At 49.3% G+C, this 12,662-nt stretch carries 8 protein-coding genes; 4 read left to right on the top strand and 4 right to left on the bottom strand.

Features of this window, described 5'->3' with window-relative positions:
- Positions 1 to 15: 15 nt before the first annotated feature.
- Both CI960_RS07320 and pgk read left to right on the top strand, forming a co-directional pair.
- Complete coding sequence (locus CI960_RS07320) at positions 16 to 477, top strand: hypothetical protein (protein WP_005857662.1); 462 nt, start codon at positions 16 to 18, stop codon at positions 475 to 477.
- 96 nt (positions 478 to 573) lie between these two features.
- Entirely contained in the window at positions 574 to 1,845 is a 1,272-nt protein-coding gene (pgk, locus tag CI960_RS07315) for a phosphoglycerate kinase (RefSeq protein WP_005857665.1), read from the top strand.
- Positions 1,846 to 1,935: 90 nt separating this feature from the next.
- On the opposite strand, the gene pulA is transcribed toward pgk, so the two are convergent.
- Both pulA and dnaB read right to left on the bottom strand, forming a co-directional pair.
- Positions 1,936 to 3,933 (bottom strand): type I pullulanase, encoded by a 1,998-nt coding sequence (pulA, locus tag CI960_RS07310; protein ID WP_005857667.1) that lies wholly within the window; start codon positions 3,931 to 3,933, stop codon positions 1,936 to 1,938.
- A gap of 129 nt (positions 3,934 to 4,062) precedes the next feature.
- A complete protein-coding gene (gene dnaB, locus CI960_RS07305) occupies positions 4,063 to 5,580 on the bottom strand; it encodes a replicative DNA helicase (RefSeq protein WP_008779715.1) in 1,518 nt (505 codons plus the stop codon).
- Between the two features lie 90 nt (positions 5,581 to 5,670).
- Between dnaB and CI960_RS07300 the strand changes: the two genes are divergently transcribed.
- Both CI960_RS07300 and CI960_RS07295 read left to right on the top strand, forming a co-directional pair.
- On the top strand, positions 5,671 to 6,858 hold the full coding sequence (locus tag CI960_RS07300; protein ID WP_005857671.1) for an immunoglobulin-like domain-containing protein: 1,188 nt from the start codon (positions 5,671 to 5,673) through the stop codon (positions 6,856 to 6,858).
- 258 nt (positions 6,859 to 7,116) lie between these two features.
- The gene (locus CI960_RS07295) at positions 7,117 to 8,043 is read left to right on the top strand and encodes a magnesium transporter CorA family protein (protein ID WP_005857674.1); all 927 of its coding nucleotides are present in this window, start codon (positions 7,117 to 7,119) and stop codon (positions 8,041 to 8,043) included.
- A gap of 93 nt (positions 8,044 to 8,136) precedes the next feature.
- On the opposite strand, the gene CI960_RS07290 is transcribed toward CI960_RS07295, so the two are convergent.
- Together CI960_RS07290 and CI960_RS07285 are read right to left on the bottom strand one after the other, a co-directional pair.
- Positions 8,137 to 10,380 (bottom strand): GH92 family glycosyl hydrolase, encoded by a 2,244-nt coding sequence (locus CI960_RS07290; RefSeq protein ID WP_005857676.1) that lies wholly within the window; start codon positions 10,378 to 10,380, stop codon positions 8,137 to 8,139.
- Between the two features lie 40 nt (positions 10,381 to 10,420).
- Positions 10,421 to 12,598 (bottom strand): beta-N-acetylhexosaminidase, encoded by a 2,178-nt coding sequence (locus tag CI960_RS07285; protein ID WP_005857678.1) that lies wholly within the window; start codon positions 12,596 to 12,598, stop codon positions 10,421 to 10,423.
- Positions 12,599 to 12,662: the final 64 nt, after the last annotated feature.

Raw genomic sequence — 12,662 nt, 5'->3', positions numbered from 1 at the left:
CAAAACATCAAATACATGAAACAAGAAATCCAATTAAACGAACACAACAAGCAAGAGTATCCTCCTATGCACACGGCGGAACATATCTTAAACCAGACAATGGTGCGGATGTTCGGATGCCCCCGGTCTAAGAACGCACACATAGAGAGGAAGAAGTCTAAATGCGATTATCTATTGGCGGAGGAGCCTAGCCCAGAGGCCATGGCTGAGGTCGAGAAGAAGATAAACGAGGTGATCGACCGGCACCTACCCGTAACCATCGAGTTCATGCCAAAAGAAAAGGCCGGCGGTATCGTGGATTTAAGTAAATTGCCCGATGATGCCAGCGATACATTACGTATCGTACGCATAGGCGATTACGATGCCTGCGCATGTATCGGATCGCACGTGGCGAATACATCCGAGATCGGACATTTCAAGCTATTGAATTACGACTATGCCGACGGGAGATTACGGCTACGTTTCAAATTGGTATAAAATTTAAAGCAAGCGCAAACAGCCAAATGAAATATTTTGTGTAAGTTTGCAAGCGATTAAAAGAACATTTTAATACAGACATTAAATACAATAGTTATGCAAACAATTGACAATTTCAATTTTGCCGGCAAAAAGGCATTTGTAAGAGTTGACTTTAACGTTCCATTGGACGAAAACTTCAACATCACCGACGACACTCGTATGCGTGCCGCTCTTCCTACATTAAAGAAGATCTTAGCGGATGGTGGTAGCGTAATTATCGGTTCTCACCTAGGCCGTCCGAAAGGCACTACCGATAAGTTCTCCTTGAAGCACATATTGAAGCACCTTTCTGAGTTGTTAGGCGTAGATGTTCAGTTTGCAAACGACTGTATTGGCGAAGAAGCCGGCGCTAAGGCTGCCGCTTTGCAACCGGGCGAAGCTTTGTTGCTTGAGAACCTTCGTTTCTACGCTGAGGAAGAAGGCAAACCAAGAGGTTTGGCTGAAGACGCCTCCGACGAGGAGAAGAAGGCTGCCAAGAAAGCCGTTAAAGAAAGCCAGAAAGAGTTCACGAAGAGATTGGCTTCTTACGCTGACTGCTATGTAAACGACGCGTTCGGTACCGCTCACCGTGCTCACGCTTCTACGGCTTTGATCGCTGACTACTTCGATACGGACAACAAGATGTTCGGTTATTTGATGGAGAAGGAAGTGAAGGCTGTCGATAAGGTTATGAACGACATCCAACGTCCGTTCACAGCTATCATGGGTGGTTCTAAGGTTTCCTCTAAGATCGAGATCATCGAGAACTTGTTGAACAAGGTAGACAACTTGATCATCACGGGTGGTATGACTTATACTTTCACGAAAGCGCAAGGCGGTAAGATCGGTAAGTCTATTTGCGAGGACGATAAGTTGGATCTTGCTCTTGATTTGATCAAGAAAGCGAAAGAAAAAGGCGTAAACTTGGTATTGGCTGTTGACGCTAAGATCGCTGACGATTTCAGCAACGACGCTAAGACTGATTTCGCTCCGGTAGATCAGATTCCTGATGGTTGGGAAGGTCTTGACATAGGTCCGAAGACCGAGGCTATCTACGCTGACGTTATCAAGAACTCTAAGACGATCCTTTGGAACGGTCCTACGGGTGTATTCGAGTTCGAGAACTTTACGCACGGATCTCGCACGGTTGGCGAGGCTATCGTTGAGGCTACGAAGAACGGCGCTTTCTCTTTAGTAGGTGGTGGCGACTCTGTTGCTTGCGTTAACAAATTCGGTTTGGCTAACGGCGTATCTTACGTTTCTACAGGTGGTGGCGCTCTTCTTGAGGCTATCGAAGGTAAGGTTCTTCCAGGTATCGCAGCTGTAAAAGGCGAGGCTTACAAATAATCAGATAAGTAAGTGATTTAATAAAAAATCCCCCGGGACGCTCGAGATATTCGAGATGTCCCGGGGGATTTTCTTTGATTTAGTTCCGTATTAATCTTGTTTCAAGATCAAGGCGGAAGAGGCGCTTACGGTAGTTTTACCCTGTACGGAACCTTTACCGTCCAGATAAATCCGACCATCCTTACAAACCGGAACCCATGTTCCTTCCGGCAGAGAAACCGTTACCGCCTTCCGGTTCCCGTTAAAGATAACCATAATCTTCTTCCAACTATCCCCGTTCGCATGCTCCCCTAAGGTATACGCTACGACACCGGGCTGGTTCACTTCTTGGAATTGAAGGGCCTCCCTCACTCCCTCGGCCGTGGCGATACGGAAAGCCGGGTGTGACTTACGAAGGGCGATCAAATCCTTGTAATAGTTGAAAACATCCTTGTTTTTTGCCTTCAAAGACCAGTCGATCTCATTGATTGAATCGGGCGATTGATAGCTGTTATGTACGCCCTTCTTATCGTGCAGCAACTCCTCTCCTGCCCGCATGAAGGGTACTCCTTGCGAGGTGAAGATGATGGTCTGGGCCAACTTGCCGAATCGTATCAACTCATCCGGGGTAGCGTCTTTCGGAGCCGAGAGCTTCAACTTATCCATCAAACAAAGATCATCGTGGCAAGAGACATAGTTGATCACTTGCGTAGGCTTGTTCGCATAAGGCGCTTTGCAATATAATATTTGGTTATAGTCGATTTGCGGATGGCGGATAGCGCCTACGATACCAAACTTAATAGACTCCTCATTGCCTTCCGGCTTTCCGGAGGCGAAACCGGCCTGTGTAGTCTCGAACACGCTTCCTTTTAAAGCATCCCGCAGGTCATCGCTAAATACGGCCACGTCATTCAGTTTCGGGGCGTTTACCTTGATCGCCCGTTGATCTTCTGGTAGCGGGGAATCGCTAGCGGTCCAGCCCTCGCCGTATACGAAGATGGAAGGATCTAGTTTAGCTAACTCGGCTTTTACCTCGTTCATGGTCTCTACGTCATGGATGCCCATCAAGTCGAAACGGAAACCATCCACGTGGTATTCCTCGGCCCAATATTTCACGGACTCCACAATATAGCGGCGTACCATCGCCCGCTCCGAAGCGGTCTCATTACCACAGCCGGAGGCATCCGAATAGCTTCCGTCCGGTTTATGACGGTAGAAGTAACCGGGGACGGTCAAGCTGAAATTCGACCCGTCACCCACAAAGGTATGATTGTAAACCACGTCCATGATCACACGGATACCATTCCGGTGCAATCCCCGCACCATCTCCTTGAACTCACGGATACGAGCCTCGGGATTGTAAGGATCGGTGGAATAGCTCCCCTCGGGGGCGTTATAGTTCTTGGGATCATACCCCCAATTGTACACATTATCTTGCAAGCGAGTCTCGTCCACCGAGCCATAATCATAGGAAGGAAGGATATGGACATGGGTAACGCCCAACTCCTTCAGATGATCCACGCCGGTAGCCACGCCGCCCGGCCCTTTCGTGCCCTCCTCCGCCAAGGCGAGAAACTTACCTTTATGCGTCACGCCGGAGTTCGCGGCGATCGAGAAATCCCGATGATGCATCTCGTAGATGATAATATCGGAGAAGCTTTTCAACTCGGGAGATTTATCCGCCTCCCAGCCCTCCGGATCGGTAGCCGCCCAATCGATCACGGCCGCACGGTTTCCATTCACCCCGACGGCTTTCGCCCAGATACCGGGAGTCTCATCCAGCCATTTATCGCCGATACGGATCTGGAAGGTATAGAAGGAGCCTTTCAGATCCTCGCTCACGGAGATACGCCACGTACCCTTGTCCGAGGATTTCATCGGCAACCGGCGGACAGGCTCCCCTCCTTCACCGGAGGCGTAAAGATTCAAGCGGACTTCTTCCGCCGTCGGGGCCCAAAGGGTGAACACGGATTTCGTGGGAGAATAGAACAACTCCAGATCGTCTCCCTCATAGGAAGGGTATTCATCAAAGGATTTGTATTCTTTCGGCGAGTTGCAGCTAAGCAACAGCGACAGGTATATAGATACCGGAACTAAGTGTCTCGTCATGGCTGATTCAGTAATTTGTTTTCAATCACAAAGATAGAAGATTCGAACCGGATTCGCCAACGAAACAGAAAAGAAGAGGCGAAAAATCTACCGCAAACGTTTTCGCCTCTTTCGTTCATTCATGCTATATTAAAACGGAACCTCGTTGCTGCTACCTTGACTTAGGAAATCAGCTCCCGGCGATGGGATCGGGGGCATCGGGTCTCCACCGTTCATGGTTGAGGAGAATTCCCTTACCGCTATATCTTCCTCTACGTTCATAAACTTGGCGAACTCGCTCTTAAAGCGCAGCCGGACATCCCCCACGGCACCGTTACGATGCTTGGCGATAATGATCTCGGCGAGACCGATCAGGGAATTTCCCCGCTCGTCTTCCGTAATCTTATAATATTCGGGACGGTGGATGAAACATACCATATCGGCATCCTGCTCGATAGCTCCGGACTCACGCAAGTCGGCTAGCTGCGGACGCTTACCTTCCACGCCTTGACGGGCTTCCACACCACGGTTCAACTGCGACAAGGCGATGATCGGGATATTCAATTCCTTGGCCAATCCCTTCAACGAGCGGGAGATCGTACTCACCTCCTGCTCACGGCTACCGAAGTTCATACCGCTGGCGTTCATCAACTGAAGGTAGTCGATAATGATACATTTAATGCCATGCTCACGCACCAGACGACGGGCTTTCGTCCGCAGCTCGAAGACGGACAAGCTCGGGGTATCGTCCACGAAGATCGGGGCGTCGTAAAGCTCCTTGATCTTAAAATCCAGCTGTTCCCACTCGTAGCTCTCCAAGCGTCCGCTCTTGATCTTCTCACCCGGTATCTCGCAGACATTCACGATCAGACGGTTTACCAACTGCACGTTACTCATCTCGAGCGAGAACAGGGCGACAGGCGTATTGAAATTCACCGCCATATTCTTCGCCATGGAAAGAACGAAGGCCGTCTTACCCATGGCCGGACGGGCGGCGATAATGATAAGGTCTGAATTCTGCCAACCGGAAGTCATCTTATCCAACCCCTCGAAGCCCGTACGCAATCCGCTCAGACCTTCCTTCTGGAGGGCCGCCTTTTGCAACATCTCCATAGCGTCCTTGATGACGGGGTTGATCTGGGTGACATCCTTCTTTACGTTACGTTGCGAGATCTCGAACAACTTGCCCTCCGCCTCTTGCATCAGGTCCTCTACATCGAGCGTCTCATCAAATGCCTTTCCTTGGATCATCGCCGTGAAAGAGATCAACTCCCTCGCCAGATATTTCTGGGCAATGATCCGGGCGTGATACTCGATATGGGCGCTACTGGCCACCTTGCTGGTAAGTTGAGAGATATAAAACGGTCCGCCTACATCCTCCAATTCTCCCCGTTTCTTCAATTGCTCCGTTACGGTAAGCATATCCACGGGACGCTGGCTCAACGCCAAGTCTACGATAGCGGCATAAATCTTCTCATGCGCTTTCTCATAGAAACACTCCGGCTTCAAGATCTCGCTGACGATCGAGTACGCATCTTTCTCCAGCATCAACGCACCCAACACAGCCTCCTCTAACTCACGGGCCTGTGGCTGAAGACGCCCCATATCGGGGAGCATCTCCACAGGCTTTTTCCTTCCTCTTCCTGTATTTCTTGTTCCTTCTGCCATCATTCTTTCTATTTGGGGAGTCAAAGGTAATATCTTTTACCCATTTCTGAAAAAGATTCTTTATATTTAGGAATTAAAACCTGTCGAATCATGAAAGCGTATTTTATCGGATTAGTTATCATGGGAGGTTGCCTATTATACGGCTGCCATACCAAACAAAAGAAAGGGGAAAACAGTAGCGACTACTCAGCCGACTCCCAATCCATAGCACGGCAAGATACCCTACCGTTACCGACTGATACCCATGCCGCATCTTCAGTTTCCACGGAAGGATGGACCGCCAAGCAGATACGGGACAGCATAGAATTGTTCTTCGGCAAGGAATACGATACCCTTCCCCCGCATCTACGGAAGATCCGCGGCAACCTGACCTCCCTCTGGAACACGGACGACTCCGTCTTCCTACAGCTTATCATAGCGGAGAAGGAGTATGTGGAGGCTTTCAAGACTTACGTATTCAATTCACCCCTCATCCGGATCGGCGGAGGCCCTTACGACCGGCCACCCGAGGAAGCTATCAGCATGGACACCACCCACTTCTCCATGCGAGTAAGACCGAACGTCTACCCAACCAACATCGAGCGGATCGAGATCGCTATCACCAACCATACCGACCTGGAAGGGATGGGAGGCGAAGAGTATTTCATCGAGCGTTTCGACGGGAGGGCATGGAAAGGAATCCCGCAACCCACCGCCTTCGTCGCTCTCGGCTATCCGATCTTTCCTAACCAGACAAGAGACGATTTCTCGGCCACCTTGCTACCCGAACTCAAGGAAAACCCTCCGGGATTGTACCGGGTGCATAAGAGCGTCAGCACCGGACATGGCGCCGGCCTCGTCCATTACCCTTTAACCGCCACATTCTACCTATCCGATAACCCGGAAGATTATGAGGAATACACACGCTTCGCCAGCCGGCTCCACGAGCCTCGCCCCATGGCCGAGTTCAAGGGAGGAAGAGAAGCCATGATCCGTTTCTTCGAACAGAACCTGCGTTATCCCGAATCTTATAAAGGTACGGGCACGAAGGTACGACTCTTCTACTCCTTCACGATCGATTCCTTAGGAATGTTACAGAATCCCATAAGCCTACCCGAGAATATACTGTATCCTCGCAATACGGGGAAAACCTATGATGAGTTCCGCGATGAAGCCTTACGGGTACTCCAGTTGATGCCCGCATGGGAACCCGCCGTAAACCGTATCCATGGCCCGGCCAGCATAGATACCGGGCTCTTCTTCTACTTCAACGAAGAGGGAAAATGCGGGATTGAATAGACGGCCAGTACTATTACCAGAAGTATCGCAATACTCTCAGAGAAGTAAGCCTATGCTAACGTAAACTGGCAACAATATTGCTGTCAGCATACAGCGACATAACTTTACTTACGTAAAAAAGTATTATCTTTGCGCCGTAAAAAGTAATTTTCAAATTATGGACGACAGTATCCCGCTAGAAACAGAACAGAGTATGAACTAACGAGGCGGAGGGTTTCATTGATCCTCTGCTCGGATTAAACACGAAAGGAGGCAATAATGAGACAATTTCTTTATTGTGAGGCCGGTTATGTGGAGAAGGACCAATGGCTTCCTAACAGTTGGGTAAACGTAGAGTGCCCGACTCCCGAAGATCTTCAATTCTTGATGGATCGATTTAACGTACCCGAATCATTCTTGAGCGATATAGCCGATACGGACGAGCGTCCCCGTATCGAGTACGAGGGGAATTGGTTGCTTACCATCTTACGTATCCCGTTGCAGAACCAAGATCATGACATCCCGTTCAATACGGTGCCGATCGGTATCATCACGAACAATGAGATCATCGTAAGCGTATGTTACCATAAGACGGACTTGATCCCCGATTTCATCCGCTATACCCAACGGAAGGAACTCCAGATTAAAAACAAGTATGAGTTGATCCTCCGGCTGATCCACTCATCGGCCGTATGGTTCCTTAAATACCTGAAACAAATCAATTACGCCGTCACCGAGGCGGAAAAGGCGTTAGAGAAAAGCATCCGCAACGAGGATCTGCTAGCGTTGATGAAGCTGGAGAAAAGCATGGTATTCTTCAACACCTCCATCCGCGGGAATGAGGTGATGCTGGCCAAGCTCCAGAATATTTTCCAAGAGCCGCAATATATCGACAAGGATTTAGTGGAGGACGTGGAGATCGAGTTGAAACAGGCCCATAACACGGTAAATATCTATAGCGATATTCTTACGGGTACGATGGACGCTTTCGCCTCTATCATATCCAACAACGTGAACACGATCATGAAACGTATGACATCACTTTCCATTATCTTAATGGTTCCGACATTAATCGCTAGCTTCTACGGGATGAACGTCCCGATCTACATGGAGGATATGCCGCATGGTTTCGTGGTTATTATCTTGCTCTCGATCTTGCTATCCGCTACGGCCTTTTTTATATTCAGGAAGATCAAATGGTTTTAGGATATCAAAAAATAAACCGGACGCAGATCACCCGTGCTTGTCGGTGTCATCTGCGTCCGGTAAATATCAAATTCGGTATATCTTTATCTAGGCTTACTTATGCGTATCCTCGAGGATATAACGCAAGGTTCCGGCATTCACCAATTCCTCTTGCGAGATGGTGTAGCCCTTTAGCTTTTTATCGCCGGCGAAAACGTCCTTGATATAGATCGCTTCCGGATTACTATGCTTAGACTCGATTACCAATTCGCCTTTAGGATAGAATTTCTTGTCGAGCTGGATCGTAACCTTATCGAAAGTCGGGGAAGTCAATACATAGTTCACGTCGCCCGGACAAGCCGGATAGAAGCCCATCATGGAGAAAATAGCCCAAGCGGACATCGTGCCTGTATCCTCGTTACCCGGGACACCGTTCGGGGCGTTATGATAGCAATCCTTCAACAACTGACGGACCAACTTCTGGGTACGCCAAGCCTCTCCCTTGAAATAGCTAAACAAATAAGGATAAGCGATATCTGGCTCGTTGGCGGGATCATAATTGCCGTCATCGAATACCTTCTGCAAATGATCGACAAATTTCTTATCGCCTCCCATCAATTTGGCCAGTCCCTTGATATCGTGAGGAACATAAAACGTATAATTCCATGCGTTGCCTTCATGGAAACCGGGACTAGGCTCGAAGTTCTCGCCTTGTTTCGGATCGAACGGAGAGTAGAAAGTGCCGTCCGGCAAGATAGGACGCAGCGTTCCGAACTCCTTGCTATAATAATGTTTGTAACCTAAAGAACGATCACGGAATAACTTGGCATCCTCTTTCTTACCCAAGGCTTGAGCGAAATTAGCCAAGTTCCAGTCGGCGATATAATATTCCAGCGCATGAGATACGGAGTTATCGTATTGCTCACGCAAAGGAACATAGCCCTTGCTGAAATAATCGTTCGCGTCCGGACGAAGCAGGTTGAACTCTCCCGGGGTAGTAGCGCCTTTACGCATCGCCTCATAAGCGGTTTGCTCATCAAAGTCACGCAAGCCGCGCATCCATGCGTCTACGATATACGGGATCGAGGGATCGCCTTCCATCGTAAAGGTCTCACGTCCGTAAAGCTCCCATTTCGGTAACCAACCGTTTTCCCGATACATATCCAGCATCGTACGGATAATATCCAATTGACGCTCCGGATAGAGCAAGGTCATCAAGGTACTTACGTTGCGGTACGTATCCCACAAGGAGAAAACCGTATAACGGTTTCCGGTGGTATGGCCTACTTTCAGGCTCTCCATCATCGGGTACTCGCCGTTCACGTCTTGCAGGATATTCGGATGGATCAGCAAATGATACATACCGGTATAGAATATCGTTTTCTCGTCTTTCGTACCCCCTTCCACTTGTACCTTGGAAAGATCCTTGTTCCACATCGTACTAGCCGCCGTACGGACCTTGTCGAAATCGAAGCCGGGCTGCTCCGTATTCATGTTCAGGCGGGCGTTCTCGATGCTCACGTACGAGATACCCATCTTCACCTCGATAGCCTCGCCCTCGTCCGTATCGTAATCGAACCATACGCCGACATCGTCTCCGCTCATCTCACGGGTATAACTGGTATATAACTTATACTTGCCGGAGTAGATATCCCATTCGGCCTCTACCCCCTTCATCTCACGTTGTTTCTTCCAATAACCCATCTTCTTCGGGGCCTTGTTTACCTTCATCACGAAGTAAACCGGGAATACGGCCTGTGGATTATAGCAGAACGTACCTAAAAGCTTACTCCCCTCGATCTCCGTATCATTCACGATACGTACCGTGGCGCCGGTCTCGTTCGTCAAGCCCTCGCCTAGGTTCAAGAGGATATGGCTCTTCCCTTTCGGGAAGGTAAAACGGCTCAAGCCCGTACGCATGCTGGCAGTAGCCTCCGCCTTGATATTATACTTGGTCAAGGTATTGCTATAATAACCGGGGTGAGCCACCTCGTCCTTGTACTCACTGCCGTAAGCCTTATAGTCCACGTTCAACTCGCCCGTTGTCGGCATCAATAGCAAACCTCCCAGCTCCGGGCATCCCACGCCGCTCAAGCTACCGTGGGCGAATCCCGTAAAGAATTTATTGTCTGCCGAGTAAGGAGTAGACCACCATTGACTATCCTTGTCAAAACGATTCTTCTCCGACCCCATGACGTTGAAAGGAACCACGCTCATCATACCCTGCGGACAAACCGCGCCGGGATTCGTCGTACCGTAATTGCTCGTACCGATGAAGGGGTTCACATAATCTACCGGTTGCTGTGCCGTAGCGAACAGGCTACCACACAACAGGAAGGTCATTAGCTGTTTCTTCATTTGATAAATGTATTTTAGTTGATAATTAATTGATTCATACTTACCAGATCACGATCTCATCCGTGAAGATGAAACCCTTATTCGCCTCTTTTGCCTTGATACGGATATAACGGGCTTTCCAATCGCCGTTAAACGTATACTCCTGAAAAGACAGGTCTTTATCCGTATTGGATATCGTAGTAGGGATAACTCCCTGCGAGATATAGCTCTCCCTGTCTTCCGATGTCAGCAACTCCACCTCTCCCGGTTGGTACACGCCCGGGCCGATCAATTGCATAAAGCGGGACGATACCTTATGGATATCCGTCACCTCGCCCATGTCCACCACGCAATCCAAGTCATTCAAATAACCCTGCCAACGGCCGTCCAGATAAGTCAAGCCTCCCCTGTAGCCGTCCAGCAACGCGTTCATGCCACCCGCCATATAACCGCTATACAGCTTACTATTATAATGTATAGGCTTATTGATACCCCGGTGATAATCCACCTTCTTCTCGGTAGGCGTTCCTTGAAGCTGCCCGTCACGGAAGATAGCGGCCTTGATATCAGCGGAGTCTTTCACCACGATCGGACCGTCATAGACCCGGGAAGAGGCGGTGGGAATAGAACCGTCTGTCGTGTAACGTATCTCCGCCGGATATTTCTCCGCATCCAACATGACCTTGATCTCTCGCCGCAAGGTATCTACCTCCATCGTGGTCTCGATCTCGTCCGAGAGCGTGAACGTATGGATACCCATCCGTTGCAGAACCGGGATATTCGCGTTCATACGAGGCTTAAAATCCTCCCAACTACGATCCTCTTGCGGAGTCCATCCAATCTCGGCGACCGCCAAGGCACGAGGGAACATCATATACTCCAGATGCTTCTCATCCTTGATATACTCCGTCCATGTATTCGCCTGTACCCCTAGGATATGCTTACTTTCCTCGGCAGTCAACGAATCCATAGGCACCGGATTATAACTGTACGCCCGCTTAATCGGCGTATAACCACCGATGGCATACGGCTGTGTCTTCGGATCGGCTTGATAGAAATCGAAATACATATAACCACCCGGTGTCATAACCACGTCGTGTCCCATGCGGGCGGACTTGATTCCCCCTTCCTCGCCCCGCCAAGACATGACGGTAGCCTCCGGAGCCAAGCCCCCTTCCAGAATCTCATCCCAACCGATCAATTTGCGGCCTTTGGAAATCAGGAATTCCTCGGCACGATGAATCATATAGCTCTGCAACTCATCCACGTCCTTCATCCCGTTCCGGCGCATCAAACCTTGACATTTCGGGCAGGTCTTCCAAGCTCCCTTCCCGGCCTCGTCTCCCCCGATATGGATATATTCGGAAGGGAACAACTCGATCACCTCGGACAATACATCCTCCATGAACGTAAACGATTTCTCGTTGCCGATGCAGAAATCACCCGTCGTATAAGGTTTGCCGGCACAACTCAACTCCGGGTACGCCACGAACACCTCGTCCGAATGCCCCGGGAATTCGATTTCCGGTATTATATTAATATGCCGGGCCGTAGCGTAATCCACGATCTCACGGATATCTTCTTTCGTAAAATAACCGCCATATGCCCCCGGAGTTCCTTCCGGCAGATACTTGCGATCCTTTCCATCCCACCATTTCTGCCAATCAGATTCCGTACGGAAAGCCACGTCCGTAGTCAGTTTCGGATATTTATCCATCTGGATACGCCAACCACCGGCATCCGTCAAATGCATATGAAGCGTATTCAATTTATAATAAGACATGACGTTCAATAACTTCATCACCTCCTCTTTCGGGAAGAAATGACGGGAGACATCCAGATGCAAGCCACGATACGGGAAACGGGGATTATCTTGGATCGATACGCAAGGAATCCCTTTCGACGTATACAGCTGGCGCAACGTTTGTTCCCCGTAAAACAATCCGGATTTAGAGGCGGCTCTCAACTCGATCCCCTTCTCGGTCACGTCCAACGCATATCCCTCCGGATTCCCGCCATTAAAAGACTCATCGACCACGTAACGGATCGTACCCGATTGATCATTCCCGAATATGAGATTACTATCTACTTTGAAATAACCGCCAGTCACCTCGATATGGACCGGCTTAGGGATTAAATTCACCTGCGGAACCTCCTTGGGAGCACAGGAAAAAAGTAGTGAGGAACAAGCGAGAGCAAGTCCGGTTACTTTCATGCAAGACCGTTTTGGCAACGTCATAATACTTATTTTTTAGTTGTGTTATTCTTGGTGCGTAAATATACAACAATAATAGACAATATCA

Origin of the sequence: Parabacteroides sp. CT06, assembly GCF_002257605.1 — a bacterium.
Classification (GTDB): Bacteria; Bacteroidota; Bacteroidia; order Bacteroidales; family Tannerellaceae; genus Parabacteroides; species Parabacteroides distasonis.
Note: the sequence above shows the minus strand (reverse complement) of the source record. Positions and strands in the feature narration are given on the sequence as shown.